22 protein-coding genes are annotated in these 21938 nt (G+C 65.0%); 5 read left to right on the top strand and 17 right to left on the bottom strand.

What is annotated here, in order from left to right:
- Positions 1-129 precede the first annotated feature (129 nt).
- The 13 genes from DMO17_RS17150 to DMO17_RS17090 form a co-directional block, all read right to left on the bottom strand.
- Positions 130-1809 (bottom strand): flagellar hook-associated protein 3, encoded by a 1680-nt coding sequence (locus tag DMO17_RS17150; RefSeq protein ID WP_110683692.1) that lies wholly within the window; start codon positions 1807-1809, stop codon positions 130-132.
- A gap of 14 nt (positions 1810-1823) precedes the next feature.
- Positions 1824-3887, bottom strand: coding sequence for a flagellar hook-associated protein FlgK (gene flgK, locus DMO17_RS17145; protein WP_110683691.1), 2064 nt, complete (start codon positions 3885-3887; stop codon positions 1824-1826).
- A gap of 10 nt (positions 3888-3897) precedes the next feature.
- Positions 3898-5073: a flagellar assembly peptidoglycan hydrolase FlgJ gene (gene flgJ, locus DMO17_RS17140; protein WP_110683690.1), complete on the bottom strand. Its 1176-nt coding sequence runs from the start codon at positions 5071-5073 to the stop codon at positions 3898-3900.
- An 11-nt stretch (positions 5074-5084) separates the two neighbouring features.
- Positions 5085-6185, bottom strand: coding sequence for a flagellar basal body P-ring protein FlgI (locus tag DMO17_RS17135; RefSeq protein ID WP_110683689.1), 1101 nt, complete (start codon positions 6183-6185; stop codon positions 5085-5087).
- A 14-nt stretch (positions 6186-6199) separates the two neighbouring features.
- On the bottom strand, positions 6200-6913 hold the full coding sequence (flgH, locus tag DMO17_RS17130) for a flagellar basal body L-ring protein FlgH (protein ID WP_110683688.1): 714 nt from the start codon (positions 6911-6913) through the stop codon (positions 6200-6202).
- Between the two features lie 62 nt (positions 6914-6975).
- Positions 6976-7761 (bottom strand): flagellar basal-body rod protein FlgG, encoded by a 786-nt coding sequence (gene flgG / locus DMO17_RS17125; RefSeq protein WP_110683687.1) that lies wholly within the window; start codon positions 7759-7761, stop codon positions 6976-6978.
- Between the two features lie 46 nt (positions 7762-7807).
- Positions 7808-8551, bottom strand: a complete 744-nt coding sequence (locus DMO17_RS17120; protein ID WP_110683686.1) for a flagellar basal body rod protein FlgF — start codon at positions 8549-8551, stop codon at positions 7808-7810.
- A gap of 198 nt (positions 8552-8749) precedes the next feature.
- A complete protein-coding gene (gene flgE, locus DMO17_RS17115) occupies positions 8750-10057 on the bottom strand; it encodes a flagellar hook protein FlgE (RefSeq protein ID WP_110683685.1) in 1308 nt (435 codons plus the stop codon).
- Between the two features lie 44 nt (positions 10058-10101).
- Positions 10102-10770: a flagellar hook assembly protein FlgD gene (gene flgD / locus DMO17_RS17110; RefSeq protein WP_110683684.1), complete on the bottom strand. Its 669-nt coding sequence runs from the start codon at positions 10768-10770 to the stop codon at positions 10102-10104.
- A 22-nt stretch (positions 10771-10792) separates the two neighbouring features.
- Positions 10793-11236 (bottom strand): flagellar basal body rod protein FlgC, encoded by a 444-nt coding sequence (flgC, locus tag DMO17_RS17105; protein ID WP_110683683.1) that lies wholly within the window; start codon positions 11234-11236, stop codon positions 10793-10795.
- A 14-nt stretch (positions 11237-11250) separates the two neighbouring features.
- Complete coding sequence (flgB, locus tag DMO17_RS17100) at positions 11251-11658, bottom strand: flagellar basal body rod protein FlgB (RefSeq protein WP_110683682.1); 408 nt, start codon at positions 11656-11658, stop codon at positions 11251-11253.
- 231 nt (positions 11659-11889) lie between these two features.
- The gene (cheR, locus tag DMO17_RS17095) at positions 11890-12717 is read right to left on the bottom strand and encodes a protein-glutamate O-methyltransferase CheR (protein ID WP_110683764.1); all 828 of its coding nucleotides are present in this window, start codon (positions 12715-12717) and stop codon (positions 11890-11892) included.
- A 44-nt stretch (positions 12718-12761) separates the two neighbouring features.
- Complete coding sequence (locus tag DMO17_RS17090) at positions 12762-13694, bottom strand: chemotaxis protein CheV (protein WP_110683681.1); 933 nt, start codon at positions 13692-13694, stop codon at positions 12762-12764.
- An 80-nt stretch (positions 13695-13774) separates the two neighbouring features.
- On the opposite strand from DMO17_RS17090, the gene flgA reads away from it, so the two are divergent.
- The 4 genes from flgA (at position 13775) to DMO17_RS17070 (ending at position 16351) form a co-directional block, all read left to right on the top strand.
- Positions 13775-14533 carry a flagellar basal body P-ring formation chaperone FlgA gene (gene flgA / locus DMO17_RS17085; RefSeq protein WP_110683680.1) on the top strand — a complete coding sequence of 253 codons (759 nt, stop codon included), beginning with the start codon at positions 13775-13777 and terminating at the stop codon, positions 14531-14533.
- Between the two features lie 134 nt (positions 14534-14667).
- Entirely contained in the window at positions 14668-15009 is a 342-nt protein-coding gene (gene flgM / locus DMO17_RS17080; RefSeq protein ID WP_110683679.1) for a flagellar biosynthesis anti-sigma factor FlgM, read from the top strand.
- 49 nt (positions 15010-15058) lie between these two features.
- Complete coding sequence (locus DMO17_RS17075; protein ID WP_110683678.1) at positions 15059-15526, top strand: flagella synthesis protein FlgN; 468 nt, start codon at positions 15059-15061, stop codon at positions 15524-15526.
- Positions 15527-15610: 84 nt separating this feature from the next.
- Positions 15611-16351 carry a flagellar brake protein gene (locus DMO17_RS17070; RefSeq protein ID WP_110683677.1) on the top strand — a complete coding sequence of 247 codons (741 nt, stop codon included), beginning with the start codon at positions 15611-15613 and terminating at the stop codon, positions 16349-16351.
- A 31-nt stretch (positions 16352-16382) separates the two neighbouring features.
- Here the strand turns inward: DMO17_RS17070 and DMO17_RS17065 are convergent, their stop codons facing one another.
- From DMO17_RS17065 to DMO17_RS17055, 3 genes are all read right to left on the bottom strand, one after another.
- Positions 16383-17723 carry a glutamine synthetase family protein gene (locus tag DMO17_RS17065; RefSeq protein WP_110683676.1) on the bottom strand — a complete coding sequence of 447 codons (1341 nt, stop codon included), beginning with the start codon at positions 17721-17723 and terminating at the stop codon, positions 16383-16385.
- Positions 17724-17803: 80 nt separating this feature from the next.
- On the bottom strand, positions 17804-18040 hold the full coding sequence (locus DMO17_RS17060; protein ID WP_110683675.1) for a glutaredoxin family protein: 237 nt from the start codon (positions 18038-18040) through the stop codon (positions 17804-17806).
- A 46-nt stretch (positions 18041-18086) separates the two neighbouring features.
- Entirely contained in the window at positions 18087-19229 is a 1143-nt protein-coding gene (locus tag DMO17_RS17055; protein WP_110683674.1) for a DUF5610 domain-containing protein, read from the bottom strand.
- 151 nt (positions 19230-19380) lie between these two features.
- Between DMO17_RS17055 and DMO17_RS17050 the strand changes: the two genes are divergently transcribed.
- Entirely contained in the window at positions 19381-21339 is a 1959-nt protein-coding gene (locus DMO17_RS17050; protein WP_110683673.1) for a monovalent cation:proton antiporter family protein, read from the top strand.
- 1 nt (position 21340) lies between these two features.
- Here the strand turns inward: DMO17_RS17050 and DMO17_RS17045 are convergent, their stop codons facing one another.
- Positions 21341-21892 (bottom strand): TetR/AcrR family transcriptional regulator, encoded by a 552-nt coding sequence (locus tag DMO17_RS17045; RefSeq protein ID WP_110683672.1) that lies wholly within the window; start codon positions 21890-21892, stop codon positions 21341-21343.
- Positions 21893-21938: the final 46 nt, after the last annotated feature.

Here is a 21938-nt window from a genome sequence, read left to right as displayed (position 1 = left end):
ACTGATTGGACACCCAGAAAACATATTGCAGAGCTAGTGCGTGACTTTTTGCGGACCTAATGCAGAGAGCTCTTCCCATAGATCATGCGGCGAGCTGAGGCGCCATCAACACGTCAGGTTGCGTCCGGTTCAGCGCAACTGATTGAACAGATTGAGTCCAGCGATCTTTACATAGCTCTGCTGCGCCGCTTCGAGAACGATGGTCTGGAACGACAGACGCGACAGCGCCTCCGCATAGTCCAGTTCACGCAGGTCGGCCTGCACGGCCTTATTGACCAGGGTGACGTCCTCGTTGTCGATCTCGGTGGTATCGACCAGGTTAAGGCGTGCGCCGATCTCGGTCTGCACCTCGAGAACCTGGCCGATGCCGTTGTCCAGGTTCTTCAGGGCAATAGCCACTTCGTCGCGAATCGCCAGATTTCCGACGGGGGATGTCGGAGAGGACTCCAGCGCTTGGCGCAGCTGCGAAATGGTATTGAGGATACTGCGCTGCTCCTGGAACTGCGGTTTGATACCGAACTCGTCGCCGGCCGCGGCTGCCCCACTTAGGTTGAAGTCCACACCGAACACGGTAAAGGTCGATGGATAAGGGCCTGGGGCCGAGCCGGTAGCGATAGGCGTACTGCTTGGACCGACCGGCTGTGCATAGACGTCATAGTTGGTGGCGTTGGTGAAGCGCAAGACCACGCCGGAAGTCGGGAACTGCGAGTTGAAAGTGGCCTGATTGCTGATGGTACCGCCGTCAATCACGGCGGTGGACGCGTTGGTCGAAGAGCGGGTAACGGAGAACTCGGTGGGTGCCGCCTGCAGAGTGAAGCTGTGAGTCCCGATACCCGGGGTACCCGGTGTTGCGGTGTCGGCGAGCAACTGATCGAGATTCTGCTCGTTGTCACCGTCCTGCAGCACCACATCAAGCTGAAAACGCATGCCACGGAAGTTGATGGTGTTACCACCATTGGCCAGAGGGTCGATCTGCCCGCCACCGGGTATCTCCGATGTCACATCGGCACCCGTACCGTCGTAGATGCGAAACTCGCGACCACTGACGAACACCAGCGAATACGGCTCGCCTGCGCGGAAGTTGCTGTTGAAGGCATCCTGGTTCTCGACCAGCCCCTGAGACATGAACACCCGCTGATCGGCCGCCGGTACTGCTGGAATGTTGGTAGCCGGCAGCGGCGGTACCTGCCCCGCCAGAGCGGCATTATTCACGCCGCCGGTCTCCAGAACACGGTCGGCATTGGTCACATCCTCGAACAGGCGCTTGCCGTTGTCGTTGATCGCCACTGTGGTCGATCCGGCCACCTGCAGGCTGCGCTGGCCCTCGTCACCAAAATAGGAATAAGTGCCATCGGGGTTGCGAATGAATGGCTCGGTCTTGCCCAGGAAGCCGGAGAACAGGTACTCGCCCCGGGCGTTGCGGCTGTTCATCAAATTCAGCAGTTCGGCCTCGCGCTCGCCCAGCTCCTTGGCGATGGACTTGCGGTCCTGGGCCGACAACGCGCCACCACCGGCCTGCACCGCCAGTTCGCGGATGCGCTGCAGCACGGTGTTGACCGAGTTGAGGGTGGTCTCCTCTTGGGTCAGGCTGTTCTTCGCCGCTGTCAGGTTGTCCTTGTACTGCCCCAGCAACGCCTGCTGCTGCTCCAGCTGCAGCAGGCGTACCGAGGCCACCGGGTCGTCGGCGGGAGTGAGGATACGATTGCCGCTGCTGATCTGCTCCTGGGTGCGGATCACGTTGGAATAGTTGCGCCCGATACCGTTCACACCGTTGTTGAAGGCCTGGATGGAGGAGATGCGCATGACCATGGTGGCTATCCGGCTTAGAAGGTGTTGATCAGGGTATCGAACAGGGTACGTGCGACCTGGATGATCTGCGCCGAGGCCTGGTAATACTGCTCGAACTGGATCAGCTTGGCCGCCTCCTCGTCGAGGTTCACTGCCGACACCGAGTCGCGGTTGTCGGTGGCCTGCTTGAGGATCGCCCCGGTCGCCTCGCCATCCACCCGTGCCTGGCTGGTCAGGGTGCCGACCCGTTCCACCAGATCACCGTAGGAGTCAGTAAAGCTCGCCCCGGTGGTAGTCGGGAAGTTGGGGTCGACACCGACCGTCGCCTTGTTCTGCAGATCGGCCAGCTTCAGGGCGTTGCGGTTGTCCGATACGCCATTGGTGTTGAAGGCGATGGTGAAGTTGTCGCCAGTGGTCGGGCGGCCGCTGATGGTGAACTCGAAGGTGAAGTCATTGGGCGGCGTGCCGGCGGTGATCTGCTGGGTGTTGTTCTGCCCCGGCACAATGACGTTGCTGCTCAGCACCGCACCCGTGGTGTCGACCACATCGTAGCCGGTGGCCGAGGTGAACACGATACGCAGTGGCGGTGCGCTGCGCAGGCTGTTCTCCAGGGCAGCCTGGGCAACCGGGTCGTAGATGTCGATCTCGGTGATCAGGCTCGGCTGGGTGATCCCCCCGGTACCGACGTTGCCAGGACTGGTTTCGGCCTTCAGTGGCGAGGCGAACGCCAACTCCTGAGCATTCTTCAGGTCCGCGCGGATATCGCTGCCAGCGGTACGGGTCGGCATGACGCGGAAGCGATCGCCGGCGGCGAAGGTGCCGGAGGCTACGTTCATCGAGAACCCATCGAAGACCAGCGGCGTGGCACTGGTGATGTCGTAGGGTGACGGCGCAGGCACCAGCGGGGTGTCGGGATCGCCATCGTTGTCATAGAGCGCGGAGACCGTTTGACCGTCGGAGACCCGCCTTACGGTGTATTCGGTGGCGCTGGTGAACTCGATCTCGTAGTCGCTGGTGGTCAGCGCGGTAGTGTTCTCGATCAGTACGTTGAGATTGGCCGAGGGGTCGCTGTTGCCGACCCGAGCCAGGCTGCGCTGGCCGACCAGCAGCGGATCATTGATAGCGCGGAACAGCGGTTCGCCGAAGTTGCCCTTGAGGTCCAGCCCCTGCCCAAGCTGGCTGTTGATCTGGTCGGCGACCGACAGCGCCAGGCGCCCGACGGCGTTCAGCGACTCGTCCAGCACGTCCTCGCGATAGCGGATCAGACCACCCATCTCGCCACCGGTAATCAGCGAGGTGATGCCCTGGCGCGAGTTGCCGCTGATGAACTGTACTTCGGCGCGCAGGGGGTCGGCGGTGCCGGGCACCACCTCCAGGCGCGAGGCGGTGGCTCCCACTACCAGCGGCTGGCCGGAGCCGATGAACAGGTTGTAGCTGCTGTCGTCCTGCGGAACCACGGTCACGCCGATGAACTCGGAGAGCTTGCGCACGGCCTCCTCGCGGGCATCGAGCAAATCGTTGGGCTGCTTGCCATTGGCCGCGGCCACGGCGATGGCGTTGTTGTAGCCGGCGATCGAGGTGGCCAGCTGGTTGACCTGGTCGGTCACCGCCTCGAGCTGCTTGTTGATGAAGGCATTCTGCTCGTAGAGACGGTCGTAGATGGTGTTGAAGCGCTTGGCCAGGCCCTCGGCCTCGGACAGTACCAGCTGCCGCGCCGGAATATTGGCAGGGTCCTCGGCAGCGGTCTGCAGCGAGGCGAACAGCTTCTGCAGGCCGGGGGTGATGCCGGTGGTGCTGCCGGCCAGCAGCGAATCGAGCTGGTTGATCTGCCCCAGGTAGGCGGACACATCGCTGTTCAGTGCCGTGCTGGTGCGTACCTGGGTGGTGAGGAACTCGTTGTAGATGCGCCGCACGTCGACCAGTGTGGTACCCGAACCGATGTAGCCGGCACCACTGAACTGCGGGATGCGCGTGGCCTGCACCGTGTCCTGCCGGGAAAAGCCCGGCGTGTTGACGTTGGTGATGTTGTGGCCGGTGACCGCCAGCGAGGTCTTGTTCGCGGCGAGGCCCGACAGGCCAATGCTCAGTAGGTCAGCCATGATTCAGCTCTCAGGTCCTCGTGGTCGGACTGTCGGCGGCAGCCACAGCCTGGTAGGTCTGCATCTGCCGGGCGATCTGCGCGATCTTGCGGGCGTACTGGGGGTCGGTGGCGTAACCGGCCTCCTGTAGCTCGCGCACGAAGCTCTCCGGGTTATCGGTCGCGGCCAGCGCTTCTTGATAGCGGCCGTTGCCCTGCAGGAAGCTCACGTAGTCGTTGAAACTCTGCCGGTAGGAGTCATAGGCGCGGAAGGAAGCCGCCTCCTTGACCGCCTCACCGCCCTTGTATTCGGTAGTCAGTACCCGTGCCGACTCACCCTGCCAGCCGCCGTGGGCCTTGATGCCGAACAGGTTGTGGCTGCTGGAGCCGTCGGCCTGGCGGATGATCGACTTGCCCCAGCCGGTTTCCAGGGCGGCCTGGGCCACCAGGTAACGGGCGTCGACGCCGATCTTCTGCGCGGCCTCCTCGGCCAGCGGCAGCATGGTGGCGACGAAGTCGGCAGCCGAGGCGAAGGCCGACTTGCCCTTGGCCAGCGGCGGCTGGGCCACCCGGCGACCACTGATGGCGTCGCTGTCGCCCAGGCTCAGCGGCTTGCCGTCGGCCACCGCGCTGGCCTGCGCCGGCACCCAGTCGCTGCCGGCCAGTGGCTGGCCTTCGCCGCTAGCCGGGACTATGCCGGCCAGCAGGCGGTCGGTGAGCTTGCTCGGCAGGCTCAGACGCCGCTGGTTGAGCTGCTGCGAATCGTCGCGGGCGGCGACACCGCCCTCGCCTGCCGGTTTGAACGCGCCAGCTTGGCCCAAGGCACCGGCGCGCGCGCTGGCGCTCGGCGCCTCGACCTGGGCGAAGGGGTTGACCCGCTTCGGCCCGCTCTTCATCTGGCTGAGCTGGCGTTCCAGCACCGAAGCCAGGCCGATGCCACCATTGTTCTTCGACAGGGTCACGGCCAGCTGCTGGTCGTGCATGTCCTGGTAGGTCTTGCTCTCGTTGCTGTTCATGAAGTTGCCTTCGGCGAACACTTCGTTCGCCTTGCGCATGGCCTTCATCATTTCATTGAGGAACAGCGATTCGAATTCCCGGGCGACCTTCTTGATGTTGCCTTCGCTGTCGCCGCCGACCTTGAACTGGTTGAGCCGGTTCAGGTCGGTGTAGGCGCCGCTGTCGAGGCCGGCTGCGAGTCTGGAGTCCATGGTCGCCTCCGTCAGATCACGATCAGGTCGGCCTGCAAGGCGCCGGCTTGCTTGAGCGCCTCGAGGATGGCCATCAGGTCGGAAGGCGCGGCGCCCACCTGGTTGACCGCACGGACGATCTCGTCGAGCGTGGTGCCGGGGCCGAACTTGAACATCGGCTTGGCCTCCTGCTCGGCATCCACCCGGGAATTCGGCACTACTGCGGTCTGCCCGCCGGAGAGCGCCTCGGGCTGGCTGACGATGGGGTCTTCGGTGATGGTCACGGTGAGGCTGCCGTGGGTCACCGCAGCCGGCTGCACCTTGACGTTCTGGCCGATGACGATGGTGCCGGTGCGCGAGTTGATGATGACCTTGGCCGCCGCCTGGCCAGCCTCGATCTCGATGTTCTCCAGCACCGCCAGATAGTCGACGCGCTGGTTCGGATCCAGCGGCGCGCTGACGCGGATCGAGCCGCCGTCGATGGCCTGAGCCACGCCCGGGCCGAGCAGGCCGTTGATCTGGTCGACGATGTTCTTCGCCGTGGTGAAGTCCGGACGGTTGAGGTTCAGCGTCAGGCTATTGCCCTGGTCGAAGCCGCTCGGCACCGGGCGTTCGACGGTAGCACCGGCGGGGATGCGGCCAGCCGACGGCACGTTGACGGTGATGCGCGAGCCGTCGGCACCGCCGGCGTCGAAGCCACCGACCACCAGGTTGCCCTGGGCGATGGCGTAGACGTTGCCGTCGATGCCCTTGAGCGGGGTCATCAGCAGGCTGCCGCCGCGCAGGCTCTTGGAGTTGCCGATCGAGGAGATGGTCACGTCCAGGGTCTGCCCCGGCTTGGCGAACGGCGGCAGCTCGGCATGCACGGACACCGCGGCGACGTTCTTCAGCTGCACATTGCCGCTGCCGGCCGGCACCTTGATGCCGAACTGCGCCAGCATGTTGTTGAAGGTCTGCAGGGTGAAGGGCGTCTGCGTGGTCTGGTCGCCGGTGCCGTTGAGGCCGACCACCAGGCCATAGCCGATCAGCTGGTTGGTTCGCACGCCCTGGATGCTGGCCAGGTCTTTCAGGCGTTCGGCCTGCACGGTGCTCGCGGCGAGCAGCAGGCAGAGGGCGGAAATCAGTTGCTTCATGGTCGGCTACCTGCTCAGAACGGGAACAACGGGCTCATGAAGAAACGGTCGAACCACCCCGGCTGGCTGGCATCGGCGAAGGTACCAGTGCCCGAGTAGGTGATCCGGGCATTGGCCACGCGGGTCGAGGACACGGTGTTGTCGGTGGCGATGTCGTCGGCGCGGATCAGCCCGGCGATGCGCACCAGCTCATCGCCGGTGTTCAGCGTCAGCCACTTCTCGCCGCGCACGGCGAGGATGCCGTTGGGCAGCACTTCGGCGACTGTCACGGTGATCGAGCCGGACAGGCTGTTGCTCTGATTCGCTGCGCTCTCTCCCTCTGTCGAGCGGGTACCGCTGTAACCCACATCCAGGCTGAGATCCTCGGCCTTGAGCGGGTTGAGGCTGGTACTGGGGTTGTCCAGCGAAACGGCGCCACCGAACAGCGAGGTCAGGCCGAGGTTGGCGCTGCTGTCCTTGGACATGTCCGAACCGGCCGCCTTGCTGGCTTGGGTACGCTCGCTGAGGGTGATGGTGATGATGTCGCCGACCCGATAGGCCTTGCGGTCGTCGTACAGGTTGGTCTCGAAACCGGCCTGGTAGATGGCGCCGTTGGTCTGCGCCGCCGGCAGCGGGGTGCGCGGCAGCACCGGGGCGTAGTAGGGATCGTCCGGCTTCGGCGGGGGCGTAACGCAGCCACTCAGGAGCACGCAGCCCAGCAGGGAGAGAAGAATCATCGGCCGGTTCATAACCACTACCTCACGGCGTTCTTGTTGCTATTCATTGGCCGGCGCCAGAGGCGCCTGCGCTATCAAAGGTTCTGCGTGATGAAGGAGAGCATCTGGTCCGAGGTGGAGATCACCTTGGAGTTCATCTCGTAAGCGCGCTGGGTGGTGATCATGTTGACCAGCTCCTCCACCACGCTGACGTTGGAGTTCTCCAGGGTGTTCTGCAGCACGGTGCCGAGGCCGGTGAGGCCCGGGGTGCCGACCTGCGGCGCGCCGCTGGCGGCGGTCTCGAGGAACAGGTTGTTGCCGATCGCCTGCAGGCCGGCCGGGTTGACGAAGTCGGCGGTCTGGATGTTACCGATCACCTGGGCGGCGGGGTTGCCGAAGGTGGTCACCGAGACGGTACCGTCCTCGCCGACGGTGAAGGTCTGCACCTCGGCCGGCAGGACGATGGCCGGCTCCAGGGGGAAGCCGCTGGAGGTGACGATCTGGCCATCGGAGTCCAGGTGGAAGCTGCCGTCGCGGGTGTAGCCGACGGTGCCGTCCGGCATCAGGACCTGGAAGAAGCCGCGGCCGTTGACCGCCATGTCCAGCGGCTGCTCGGTGGTCTGCAGGCTGCCGGCGGTGAAGATCTTCTGGGTGCCGGCGATGCGCACGCCGGTGCCCAGCTGCAGGCCGGTGGGCAGCTCGCTGTCCTGGCTGGACTGACCGCCGGGCTGGCGACGGATCTGGTACAGCAGATCCTCGAACTCGGCGCGATCGCGCTTGAAGCCGGTGGTCGAGACGTTGGCCAGGTTGTTGGAAATGGTGGTCAGGTTCATGTCCTGGGCGGACAGGCCGGTCTTGGCGACCCACAGAGCCGGAAGCATGTTCTTTCTCCTCGAGCGCCGGTTTCATGGCGCTTCGCGTTGGTGATTAGCTGATTTGCATGACCCGTGCCATGGCGGAGGCGCCTTCTTCGGCGGTACGCATCATCTTTACGTGCAGCTCGAACTGGCGGGACAGCGAGAGGATCGCAGTCATCTCCTCGACGGCGTTGACGTTGCTCGACTCGAGGAAGCCGGAAGTCAGGCGTACGGTGGCATCGGGCTCCTGCGGGCCGGTCGCATCCTTGACGCGGATCAGGCCATCGCTGCCCTTCTCCATGTTTCTGGGGTCGGGGTTGACCAGCTTGATGCGGTCCACCTCGGCCATCACGTTGGGGGCCTCGCCGAGGGCGCGAATGCTGATGGTGCCGTCCTGACCGATCTCGACCTTCTGCTCCGGCGGCACGGCGATCGGCCCGCCATTGCCGAGCACCGGCAAACCGTTGCCGGTGCGCAGCTGGCCGAGGGCGTCAATCTGCAGGCTGGCGGTGCGTACGTAGGCCTCGCTACCGTCGGCCGCCTGCACGGCGATCCAGCCCTGGCCCTCGATGGCCACGTCCAGGTCGCGCCCCGTCTCCTGCAGGGAGCCGGGGGTGAAGTCGGTGGCGGGACGCTCGGTCATGGCGTAGACCCGCGCCGGGTAGCTGTCGCCGAACACCGGCATGGAACGCGCCTGCTCGTAGTCGCGGCGAAAGCCGGTGGTCGAGATGTTCGCCAGGTTGTTGGCGTGGGCACGCTGGGCCAGGGTGTTCTGGCTGGCGCCGGTCATGGAGATGTACAGCATCTTGTCCATGGGTTGCTCCGCAGTTCGGCCGATTGCCGCTCGTAACTCAGTTACAAGCTCTTCAGCAAACCGCGTGCCAGGACAAAAATAGAATTACATCTATTTGATTTTTATAGATTTTTATAAAGAAAAGACCCCGTACGGAGTCTTTCCAGAAGGGATTACGGCGAGGGCTTGCCGCTAGCGGCAAGCCCCCTCCTCCACTCATCAACGCAGGTTGATGATGGTCTGGGTGATGGCGCTTTCGGTCTCGATGGTCTTGGCGTTGGCCTGGTAGTTGCGCTGGGCGACGATCAGGTTGACCAGCTGGTCCGACAACTCGACGTTGGAATCCTCAAGCGCGCCGGCCTGCAGGGCGCCCAGGGTGCCGGAGCGCGGCGTACCGACCACTGGCTCGCCGGACTGGAAGGACTGCACCCAGGCAGTCTTGCCGACCGGGGTAAGGCCTTGCACGTTGGCGAAGTTGGCCAGCACCACCTGGCCCTGGACCAGCGACTGGCCATTGGTGTAGCGGGCGAAGATCACCCCGGTATCGTCGATCTCCAGGCCGGCCAGTTCGCCGGTGGTATAGCCGTCCTGGCTCACCGCAGTGACCGCGAAGGCGCTGGCGAACTGGGTTGCATTGCGGATATCAACGGTGATGCCCGCCGCCGCCGCGTTCGCGCCGTTGGCACTCCATACCGGCGGCACCGAATTGTCCGGCGCGGCCGGCACCCAGTTGGTCAGGCTCAGGGTGCCATCGGCGTTCACCGTGAAATCAGTGGAGGCCAGCGCCGCAGTATCCAGCTGGCCTGCCGCCGTAAAGCTCAGGTCGACGGTGTAGGGCGTGGTCAGGGTCGGATCGTTGGGGTTGCGCCCGTCGATCAGGACGTTCATGGTCCAGGTATTGGCCGCGGTCTTGACGAAGTACTGGGTCAGCACGTGGGCATTGCCCTGAGTGTCGTAGATGTTGGTCGAGGTCGACGAGTTGTAGGTGGTCGGGTCGGCCGGGTCGAAGGGCACAGTGGTCGGCACCGTGTTGTTCGAGTTGAGGTTGAAGGTCTGCACCATGTTCTCGGTGGCACGCGGCGACTGGGCGGCAGTGCGGATCTGGATGTCATCGACGATGCCGTTCTGCAGGTTGCCGGCGGCATCCACCGCGTAGCCCTGCAGGCGATAGCCGAAGTTGTTGACCACATAGCCATCGCGGTCGGTACCGAAGTAGCCGGCGCGGGTATAGCTGATCTCGCCGTTGTTGCTGGTGACGAAGAAGCCGTTGCCGTTGATGGCCAGGTCCAGGGCGTTCTGGGTGTAGTTGATGTTGCCCTGGTTGAACAGCTGCGACACGTCGCCCAGCAGTACGCCGCTGCCCTGCGGGTTGGCCCCGGTGCCGAGGACCGAGGCGGCATAGACGTCGGCGAACTCCGCGCGCGACTGCTTGAAGCCCGCGGTGCCGGCGTTGGCGATGTTGTTGCCGGTGACGTTGAGGTCGTTGGTGGCTGCCCGCAGACCGCTGAGACCGATGTTGAAAGCCATGGAAGTGCTCCTTTGCCGTTACTGCCGGCGCTTACAGCCTGGGGTTATTGACCGATGACCTGGACCTGGGACAGCGGCACGATGCCGACACCCGCCAGGTTGAGTTTCATTTCGCCGCCGTTCTGCCCCAGCACGACGCTGTCGACGTTGGCCGGCAGCAGGGTGTAGAGACCCTTGGTACCGTCGGCATAGGTAGCCTGCGCCTCGAACTTGTAGGTGCCGGGCGGCATGAGATTGCCGCTGGAGTCCTTGCCGTCCCACATGAAGCTGACGTTGCCGGCGGCCTGCTGGCCGAGGTTGACGCGGTTCACCACCTTGCCGGCGCTGTCGTAGACGTTGACGTAGACGTTGCTGCTGGTGACCGGCAGGACCAGGCTGCCCTTGAAGGTCTCGCTGGTATCCACCACCGCCTTCTCGCTCGGCACTATCACCTTGCGGCCGACCAGGGAGGATGCCTGTAGGGCCTGCGAGGACTGGTAGCCGGACAGCAGCGACTCCATGCGGGTGTTGAGCTGTTCGATGCCCTCGACCTGGCTGAACTGCGCCAGCTGGGCGATGAACTCGCCGTTCTCCTGGGGCTCCAGCGGGTTCTGGTTGTTCAGCTGGGCCACCAGCAGCTCGAGGAACTCGTTCTTGCCAAGCTCCTTTTTCTGGGTGCTGTCCTGCTTGATCTGGTACTGGTCCAGTACGGAACCGACGCCACTGACACTCATTGTCTCGCTCCTCATTCGCCGCTTACTGGCCCAGGGTCAGCACGCGCTGCATCATCTGCTTGGCGGTATTCATCATTTCCACGTTGGTCTGGAAGGCACGGCTGGCGGAGATCATGTCGGCCATTTCCTCGACCACGTTGACGTTCGGGTAGTACACGTAGCCCTTGTCGTCCGCCGCCGGGTGGTTCGGCTCGTAACGCGGCATCAGGCTGCTCTGGTCCTCGACCACGCCCAGTACCTGCACGCCACGCCCGGCCTGGTCCTGGTCGGCGAACAGCGAGCCGCGATCACCCTCCAGGCTCGACTCGAACACGGTGGCGAACACCGGGTGGCGCGCGCGGTAGGTCTGCTCGATGCTCGAGGAGACGGTCTCGGCGTTGGCGATGTTGCTGGAGATGGTGTTCAGGCGAGTGCTCTGGGCGCTCATGCCGGTACCGGCGATGTTGAAGACACTGGCGAGTGACATGTTCGTGATCTCCCTTATTCGCCGCGCAGGGCGCTGACCAGCCCTTTGAACTTGCTGTTGAGAAAGGTGAAGCTGGCCTGGAACTGCACCGCGTTCTCGGCGTAGTTGGCTTGCTCCTGCTGCATGTCGACGCTGTTCTGGTCGATGGACGGATGGAACGGGGTGCGGAAGCGCAGTGCCGGATCGGCCAGCTGGATGCCGTCGGCGGCAATGTGCTGGCTGTCGGTGCGGCTCAGGCCGAAGGTCTTGCCGCCCTGCTTCTCGTTCTGCTCGGCGAGCACGGCGGCGAAATCCAGGTCACGGGCCTTGTAGTGCGGGGTGTCGGCGTTGGCGATGTTGTTGGCCAGCACCTCGGCGCGCTGAGCGCGGAAGCCGAGGGCCATTTCGTGGATGCCGAGTGCTTTGTCGAAACTGATGCTCATGACCTGGAACCTTTGCCGTGTGGGCGTCGTACCAGACATTCAGCAAAGGCTGTGCCAATTTTATTTATATTTATTTTTCAATGAGTTAGAAACTTAAAAGCCACCTAGGGAGCGGCAAGCGGCAAGGCTTTTCCGCTTTCGCGGTGGCAAGCGGCAAAGCCGGCAATGCCCTTTGCCGCCCCAAAAGAAAACGGGAGGCCATTGGCCTCCCGTTGCACGTCCCAGGCGGGATCACTTCACCTTGTAGATGATCCCCGGGCTGCACTGGACCATCTGGTACAGGTCCGGCAGGCCGTTGAGCGCCTCGGAGGCGCCAAGGAACAGGTAGCCGCCCGGCTTGAGGGTGGCATGGATCCGGGTGAGGATGTCCTTCTTCACCTCGGCGGAGAAGTAGATCAGCACGTTGCGGCAGAACACCACGTCGAACTTGCCGAGCGCGGCGTAGCTCTCCAGCAGGTTCAGCGGGCGAAATTCCACGCGACTCTTGATCGCCGGCTTGACCACCCAGCGCCCCGGCCCCTTGGGATCGAAGTAACGCTGCAGACGCTCCTGCGACAGGCCGCGGCCCATGGCCAGGCTGTCGTACTCGCCGGACTTGCAGGCCGTCAGCATCGACGGCGACAGGTCGGTGGCGACTATCTGCACGCCGGCCTTGAGCTGACCCAGGTTGGTCTTCTCGAACTCGTCGATGGTCATCGACAGCGAATAGGGCTCCTGCCCGGAAGAGCAGGCCGCCGACCAAATGCGCAGGCGCTGGCTGGGATTGGCCTTGATCAGCTCCGGCAGAACCCGGTTCTTCATCACCTCGAAAGGATAGGTATCGCGAAACCACAGGGTCTCGTTGGTGGTCATGGCATCGACCACCTGCTCGCGCAGACCACCGCGCGGCTGGGCCTGCATCTTCTGCACCAGCTCGCCGAGGCTCTTGATGCCCTGCTGCTCCATCAGCTTGTTGAGGCGACTGGAAACCAGGTACTGCTTGTTGCTCCCCAGCAGAATGCCGCAGGCCTTCTCCAGAAAGGTCCGAAACTGCTCGAAGTCCAAATTGCCTGAAGACACTAATGCCGCCTCGCCAAACATAGTCCTAACCGAGGGTCTGACCCTCAGCCTCCATCAGCTACCCGGATGCGCTCGACCACGCGGGAGGCCAGATCGTCCGGGCGGAATTTCGCGAGGAAATCGTCCGCCCCCACTTTCTTGACCATCGCCTGATTGAACACGCCGGAGAGAGAAGTATGCAGAATCACATGGAGGTTCTGCATCCTCGGATCGGAACGGATCTCCGCCGTGAGGGTGTAACCGTCCATTTCCGGCATCTCGATATCGGAGATCAGCATGAGAAATTCCTGCGCCGGGTTCTTGCCCTCCTCCACCATCTTGCGCAGGTAGTCGTAGGCCTCGCGCCCGTCATTGAGCGCCACCACCTCGACACCTACGCTTTCCAGGCAGCGCGAGACCTGCTTACGCGCCACCGAGGAGTCGTCACAGATCAGCACCCGCTTGGACACCGCCTTGGCCTGCGTCTCGACGTCGACGACGCCCTCGGAGATGGCCTCGGACATAGGCGCCACCTCGGCGAGGATCTTCTCCACGTCGATGATTTCCACCAGCTTGTTGTCGACTCGGGTCACGGCCGTCAGGTAATGATCACGGCCGGTACCCTTGGGTGGCGGATGGATCTCTTCCCAGTTCATGTTGACGATGCGTTCCACCGAGCGCACCAGAAAGCCCTGCACCTTGGTGTTGTACTCGGTGATGATCACGAAACTGTTCTGGATATCGTCCAGCGCCGACCTACCGGTGGCCAGGGCCAAATCGAGAATCGGGATGGTGCCCCCACGGATGTTCGCCACACCACGTACCACCTGACTGGACTTGGGCATCACGGTGAGCTTGGGGCACTGCAGCACCTCCTTCACCTTGAACACGTTGATGCCATAGAGCTGCTGACCGTCCAGACGGAACAGCAAGAGCTCCAGGCGGTTCTGCCCGACCAGTTGGGTACGCTGGTTAACCGAGTCCAATACTCCGGCCATGCCCAGACTCCTTATTGTTCATATCGCCGCGCGTTCTGCTAAAGCCTAGCAGGCGGCACGGGCCTTGCTTCGTGAGTTGCATGAACGCACTCACGACACTTTCCCGACGCATAATGGCAAAACGCCTTGTGCTTGCCGGTGTTTTACCCGCTTTGGGCCTGTTCGGCTACAGCTCGCCGCATGCGGCTCCGCTGACCTTGCCCGAAGAACTTATCGGCGCTACCGAAGGCTTTCTTGAATTCATGGTCGAGGATTATCTAGAGCGTAGCGAAATCCCCGCGAGGCATGAGATTCAGGTCAACGCGCTCGATCCACGCTTGCGCCTGGCTGCCTGCGACAGCGATTTGACACAGAGCCTGGAAAGCCCGACCCAGCCCGTCGGCAGGGTCACGGTGCGGGTCAGCTGCGAAGGTAGTACACCCTGGACGGTGTTCGTCCCTGCCCAGGTGCGCATCTTCCGTCCCGTGGCGGTACTCAAGACCCCGCTCAAGCGCGACAGCATCATCGGTCCGGCGGATATCGCCATGATCGAGCAGGATGTCGGCCTGCTTAACCGAGGCTATATCAGCGATCCCGAGCAAGCTATCGGCAAAAAACTGACGCGCCCGCTTCAGGCAGATCAGGTATTGACCCCGGCGCACCTGCAGGTGGCGGAGAGCGTTAAACGCGGCGACCAGGTGGTAATCGCCGCCCGCGGAGGTGGAATCAATGTGCGCATGCAGGGCGAGGCCTTGTCCGGCGGCACTCTCGGCCAGCAGATCAGCGTACGCAACCTGAGCTCCCAGCGTGTGATCAGGGCTCGCGTGGTAGGACCTGGCCAGGTCGAGGTGGACATGTAGGCACGATTCTTGTAGCGCAAATCCCCGACGATTTCCTACACTGTTAAACGACGCACATAATTGCGCCCTAAAGTTTCGACGGAACCGGCCGACATCCTAGTCAAGCGTCCAGATCCCGTCAGAGGTTTACTAACATGGTCATCGACTTCAACCGGCTGAATAATGCCGCCGGCCCCGCCAACAACGGGCGTGCCGGTAGCGCTCAGGCCAGCGGCCGCAACGAGGCCGTCAGCAACACGCCGCCGAGCGCGGTGCAGGTTGCCGATGAGCAGGCTTCGAGCGCCAAGACCGGCGAATCCGTGCAGCTCAGCCGCGAAGCCCAGCAGTTGCAGAAAGTCAGCGACAAGCTGCGCGATCTGCCGACCGTGGACAAAGAGCGCGTCGCCAAGCTGAAGCAGGCCATCGCCGATGGCAGCTACCAGGTGGACGCCCAGCGCGTCGCCGGCAAGCTCCTCGATTTCGAATCCCAGCGCTAGTCCAAGGGCTGCGCTGGGGGTGTTGGACGCCCGATCCCCAGAGCCCGCGATGCAAGATAACGACCTGCTGCACCTTTTCATCGAAGATATCGGCACGGCCCAGCGCCTGCTTGAACTGATCGATGCCGAATTCCAGGCCATGGGCGAACGGGACCTGCCGCGCCTGGAGCAGATCCTCGGCGAAAAGCTCCCCCTCCTCGGCCTGCTCGAACAGCACGGCACGGCTCGCAGCCAACTGCTCGCCGCGCAACAACTGAGCGCCGACCGCGTCGGCCTGGAAACCCTGGCCAGCCGCAGTGCCAACGGCACCGAGCTGCTGTCCCGCAGTGACGAGCTGAATGCCCTCCTGGAGCAATGCCGCGACGCCAACCAGCGCAACGGCCGGCTGATCCGCGCCAACCAGGCCTCGCTGAAGAGCGTACTGGGCATCCTGCGTGGCGGCGAAACGCCGGGGCTCTATGACAGCCGCGGCGGCGCCGCTAGAATCGCGCAGCAACGCCCCCTCAGCCAAGCCTGAGCATAACAACGAGCACAGGGACATACAGGCAATATGCCAGTATTCTAGTGCAGTAGTACTTTTGCGCCTGGAGACTCCCGGATCGTGTCCAATCCATTCATCGAGGAAGATGGTCCGCAGCCACCCAAGGTGCTGACCGCCCCCTTGGAAATCTTCGCCAACCTGCGTCTGCTGCAGCAGGGCCACGACCCGCTGATCATCAAGTTCAAGGACCGCAACCAGCGATTCCAGAGCTATCTGGTCGAGGTCAACCGCGAGCGCGGAGTAATAGCCCTGGACGAGCTGATCCCCAGCGACGGCGAACGCTTCCTACAAAATGGCGAGGCCTTCAGCGTCGAGGCCTTTCACGATGGCGTGCGCATCGCCTGGGAGTGCGAGGACCCGGTGCGCATCGGCGAGCTGGAGGGCGCGCGCTGCTACTGGGGCTACATGCCCGAACGCATCACCTACCACCAGCGCCGCAACGCCTTCCGCGCCGCCCTGGGCCAGGGCCAGCTGGTCAATATCGAACTGTCCGGCAGCAAGCTCAGCCCGGCCCTCAAGGGCCAGATGCTGGACATCTCGGCCACCGGCTGCCGCCTGCGCTTTCCCGGCAACGTGGTTGACCGCCTGCAGCCCGGCCAGGTCTACGAACGTTTCGCGGCCATGCTACCGATCGGCGCGATGAGCACCGCCGCCGAGCTGCGCCACGTGCACTTTGAGGAGAAGGCCAACATGACCTTCGTCGGCCTGCGCTTCTTCCGCATGAGCGGCCTGGAGCAGCGTCAGGTCGAGCGCTTCGTCTACCAGTTGCAGCGCGAGGCGCGGCGCATCGAACAGGAATAGCAGGAGGCCGCCGCGAGGCGGCCTTCGCGCTTCAGGCCTGGGTTCCCAGCACCCGTCGCTCCCAAGGCGTGATCTCGTCCAGGTAGCTCATCAGCTCCATCTCCTTGCTGGCGCAGTAGCCGTCGACGAACTCGTCGCCGAACCACTGGCGCGCCAGCGCACTGCCCTTGAGGCGCTGCAGCGCCGCATGCAGGGTACATGGCAGGCTCAGCGCCTCCGGCTCCTCGAACTCGCCCTGGATCGGCGCGCTCGGCTGCAGGCCGCAGCGCAGGCCGTGCAGGCCGGCGGCCAGGCTGGCGGCGATGGCCAGGTAGGGATTGGCGTCCGCTCCCGGCAGACGGTTCTCCACCCGTCTTGCCGCCGGAGCGCTGGCCGGAATGCGCAGGCCGGCGGCACGGTTGTCATGCGACCAGCAGGCGTTGTTCGGCGAGGCATAGGGGTGGCACAGGCGCTGGTAGGAATTCACGTGGGGGGCAAACAGCAGGGTGAAGTCGGCCATTGCCGCCTGCTGGCCAGCGATGAAGTGGAAGAATGCCGGCGTCGCCTCGCCATCGGCGGAGCTGAAGATGTTGTCGCCGCCCTGCTCCACCACGCTTTGGTGGATATGCATGGAACTGCCCGGCGTATGCGGCAGCGGCTTGGCCATGCACACCACGCTGAGACCGTGCTTGAGGCCGACCTCCTTGAGCAGGTGCTTGAACAGGAAGGTCTGGTCGGCCACCTGCAGCGGATCGCCATGCAGCAGGTTGATCTCGAACTGGCTGACCCCCATTTCGTGCATGAAGGTATCGCGCGGCAGGCCCAGCGCCTCCATGCAGCGGTAAACCTCGGCGAAAAAGGGGCGCAGGCCGTTGTTCGAGGACACGCTGAACGCCGAGTGCCCGCACTCGCGGCGTCCGTCCAGCCCGGCCGGAGGCAGGAAAGGCTGCTGCGGATCGGCATGCCGCTCGAAGACGAAGAACTCCAGCTCGGTGGCCACCACCGGCTGCCAGCCATGCTCGGCATAGCCCTCGACCACGCGCCGCAGCAGGCTGCGGGTGGACAGGCCGCAGCTGCGCCCGTCGAGTTCCTCGGCATCGCAGATCGCCAGGGCTCGCGGCGTTTCGCTCCAGGGCAGGCGGAAGACCCGCTCCGGGGGGCAGGTCAGTGCCAGGTCGCCATCGTCGCTGCCGTAGTAACGCGCAGGCGGGTAGCCGCCCATCATGCACTGCAGCAGCACCCCGCGCGCCAGCTGCAGGCGCCGCCCCTCGAGGAAGCCGGCACCGCTCATCACCTTGCCCCGCGGCACCCCGTTGAGGTCCGCGGTGACGCATTCGATCTCGTCGATTCCCTTCAAGCGCTCGGCGAGCGAACGGCGGTCGTCGGCTGTCATGTCCTGTTGTCCCTGTGATGCCGCGAACGCGGCGATCCGTACAAAATACGCATCACCCGTTCAAGATATCAAGCAACGACTCAGCGCAGGAAGGTCACCACCTGCTCGGCATCGAAGGGCCAGTTGAGCTCGGCGCCACTGTCGCAGCGGCGCAGCACCGGGATGCGCAGGCCGTACTGCTCGACCCAGTCCTCGCGCTCGGCGATATCGACCAGCTCGACCAGCAGGCCGTGCTCGACGAAGGGCATCAGCAGCGCCTCGGCCACCTCGCACAGGTGGCAGCCAAGGGTGCCGAAGAGTTGGCATTCGGGCGGCATCGACTAGAACCTCGGAAGCATGCGAAGGCCCAGTCTAACACCGCACTCAGGCAGCCGGCGCCTCGTCCTGCAGCAGCCCCTGCAGGCCATCGAGCAGGCGCTGGTTGAGCGCACCGGCCTTGTCCAGCAGCTCGTCGCCGAAGCGCTCGTCGAGGGCGAAGCCGCCTTCGAGCAGTTGCTCCAGGGTGCCCTTGGCATCGTCCGCCAGCCTGTCGGCGCTGCGCAGCGCCTCCAGCAGGCCGCGCGCGTAGTCCACCAGGCTGTCGTTGACCGCGCTGGCCGCCTGGCCACCCTGCTGCGCCACGGCGCTGTAGGCATCGGTGGCCTGGCGCACGGTGGTCTGGGTCAGACGCAGGGACATGGAGGCCAGCTGCGAGCCGTCCATGTCCAGCGCCAGGGCTCGGTCGAAGGCGCCGGCCAGGTCGCCGGCATAGAACTGGTTGGACAGCTCCTGCACCTGGCCGAACAAGTCCTCCAGCGCGGCGCGCTCCTCATCGTCCAGCTCGCCCTCGACCTGCACCTGCCAGGCACCGATCTGGATGCTGCCGGAACTGCTGCTGGCCGCCAGCAGCGCCGTGCTGCCATCGCTGGCGGCCACGGCGCGGCTCTGCGACCAGCTGGCCGAGGCCGCCGCCACGGAGATGCGCAGGCGGTCGCCATCGCGGGTGGTGACCTGCATGTCGAAGGTCTCGGCGCGGGCGGCGAAACGCTCGCTGTAGGCCGCTGCCGCGACCAGGCCTGTGCTGCCGCTGTCGGTCGGGGTCTTGGGCACGTAGTCCTGCTGCAGCCCCTGCAGACCGGCCTGGATCTTGTCGTAGGTGCTGTCGATATCCTCGGCCACCCGGCCCTTGAGCATGCCCATGCCGTCGAGGATCTTGCGCGCCTCGGCGAAGCCCTTCTCCACCCCCTCGCGGGCCTGGGCAAGCAGCCCCTCCAGCCTGGCCGGATCGGCGCCGGCGGCGGCCTCACCCTGCAGGCGCTGCTCGATGAAACCGAGTACGCGCTCCGCCACCTTGTCCGGGCTGAAGTCCTCGCGCGCGCCACTCAGCGCACCGGGTTCCAGGCCCAGGCGCTCAGCCAGGCGGTTAGCCAGGGTGTTCTGCGCATCGGCCTGGCCGCGCGGAGCGGACAGGTTGTTGAGCAGCGACGGGCGGGACAGCGACGGGGAAAGCGAAGCCAGAGTGTTCATGGCGGCGTACCAGGGCAGGACATCTGATCCGTTGACGGCCAGCGCCGGGGAAACTTGAATCTCAACCGACCAGCGGCCAGGTATTGCCACGGATCATGGACGACCCCGTCCGGCTTCGGCATGCTCGGTGCCATCGATGGGGAGAATCCACTTGTTCACCGACCTGCTGATCATCCTGGCCTGCTCGCTGCTGGTCATCGCCCTGTTCCGCCGCCTGCGCCTGCCGCCGGTGCTCGGCTACCTGTGCGTCGGCCTGCTGGTCGGCCCGGCCGCACTGGACTGGATCGACTCGGCCCGCGATCTGCCACGGCTGGCCGAACTGGGCGTGGTGTTCCTGCTGTTCAGCCTGGGGCTGGAATTCTCCCTGCCGCGCATGCTGGCCATGCGCGGCACCGTGTTCGGCCTCGGTAGCGCCCAGGTGGCCCTGTGCGGTACGGCCCTGGGGGCGGCCCTCTGGCTGGCGGGCCTGGCCCCGGTCAGCGCGGCACTGCTGGGCCTGGGCCTGGCGCTGTCGTCCACCGCCATCGTCGGCAAGGAGCTGGTCAGCCTCGGCGAGGTGTTCAGCGGCCACGGGCAGAACGCCATGGGCGTGCTGCTGTTCCAGGACCTGGTGGCGGTGCTGCTGCTGACCCTGGTGCCGGTGGTCGCCGGCCAGGGCGGCGAGCCCTGGTACTGGGCGCTGCCGCTGACCCTGGGCAAGACCCTGCTGCTGTTCTTCGGCCTGCTGCTGGCCAGCCGCTGGCTGCTGCCCAAGCTGTTCCACGAAGTGGCGCAGTCGCACTCGGCCGAACTTTTCGTCATGCTCGCCCTGGTCATCGTCCTGCTCACCGCCTGGCTCACCCACCTGCTGGGCCTGTCCATGGCCCTGGGCGCCTTCCTCGCCGGCATGCTGCTCGGCGAGAGCCATTACCGCCACCAGATCGAGGCGGACATCCGGCCATTTCGCGACATCCTCCTCGGCCTGTTCTTCGTCAGCGTCGGCATGCTGATCGACCTGCGCCTGTTCGCCGAGCAGGGCTGGGCCATCCTCGGCGCCACCCTGCTGCTGCTGACGCTCAAGTTCGGCCTGGTGGCATTGCTGGTCAGGCTGCGCGGCGAGGACAACGAAACCGCCTGGCGCAGCGGCCTGGCCCTGGCCCAGGCGGGCGAATTCTTCTTCGCTCTGGTCGCCCTGATGCGCCAGCAGAACCTGCTGGAGGCCCCCCTGGCCGGCCTGCTGCTGGCCGCGGCCTTCTGTTCCATGGCGCTCACGCCGCTGCTGCTGCGCGGCGCGCCCCTGCTGGCCCTGCGCCTGCGGCGCAAGGCCGGACGCGAGAGCCCGCTGGAGGAGATCGCCAGCCGCAGCGCCGAGCTGGAGGGCCATGTGGTGATCTGCGGCTACGGCCGGGTCGGCCAGTCCATCGGTCGCTTCCTGCAGCGCGAAGGCCAGGTCTTCGTCGCCCTGGACGACGACCCGGTGCGGGTCGAGGAGGCCAGCGCCGGCGAGAGCAATGTGCACTACGGCGACTCGCGCCGCCGTGACCTGCTCGAGGCCGTCGGCCTCGAGCGGGCACGCCTGCTGGTGGTGGCGGTGGACAAGACCGACGTGGCCCTGCACATAGTCGAGCAGGCGCGCCTGCACTGCCCCGAGCTGCAGATCCTGGTACGCACCCGCGATGACAGCTGCCTCGCCGAGCTGCAGGCCGCCGGCGCCAGCGAGGTGGTGCCGGAGGTGCTGGAATCCAGCCTGATGCTGGCTTCCCACGCCCTGGTCATGCTGGGCATCCCCGAGCGACGGGTGCGCCAGCACCTGGACGAGGTTCGGCGCAATCGCTATCGCCTGCTGCACGGCTTCTATCACGGCGCGCAGACCAACCTGCTGGACGCCCAGGGACAGCCGCGCCTGCTGCTGCACGCGGTCAACCTGCCGGAAAACGCCTATGCCTGCGGCCAGTGCCCCGCGGACCTGCATCTGGAGGAGCTGGGGCTGGAGGTGCAGGCGGTGCGCCGCGACGGCATAGACCTACCGCTGGAACAGCGCCCGCAGTTGCGCGAGGGGGATGCCGTACTGCTGTCCGGGCCGCTGCAGGCCATCGAGGCCGGCGAGGCACGCCTGCTCGGCGGCGACTGACTCAGGCCGCGCCGAGCAGCACTTCGGCGGCGGCCCTGGCCTGCAGCGCCTGGTCGCCCGGCCCCTGCACGTGGGCGATGGTCAGCGCTCCCTCGAGCAGAAACTGCAGCTGCCCGGCCAGCAGCTCCGCCCGTTCGAACCCCGCCGCCTGCAACAGTTCGCGGAAATGCCCGGCGAAGGCCGCCTTGAACGCGGCCGCCTGGCGATGGATGGGGTGCTCGCGTTGGTGGAACTCGGCCGCGGCGTGAATGAAGCTGCAGCCGCAGAAATCCTCCTGGTGAATCCAGGCGTGCAGACCGTCGAAGGTGCGCAGCAGCGCCTCGCGCGGCGGGCAGCTGGCGCGCAGCTGCGCCAGGCCCTCGAGGGTCTCGCGCTCGCGCCGTTCCAGCACGGCCAGAATCAGCTCGTCCTTGGAGCGGAAGTGCTTGTACAGGGTCATCTTGGCCACGCCGGACTCGGCCAGGATGCGGTCGATGCCGGTGGCATGGTAGCCCTCCCGGGCGAACAGGGTCTGGGCGGTGCTGATCAGTTGTTCGCGTTTGCTTGATGCCATCGGGTCCTCCAGGTGACGGACATTATGCGGGGGGCGGCGACTCCCG

Origin of the sequence: Aquipseudomonas alcaligenes, from assembly GCF_003205495.1 — a bacterium.
Lineage (GTDB): Bacteria > Pseudomonadota > Gammaproteobacteria > Pseudomonadales > Pseudomonadaceae > Aquipseudomonas > Aquipseudomonas alcaligenes_B.
Note: the sequence above shows the minus strand (reverse complement) of the source record. Positions and strands in the feature narration are given on the sequence as shown.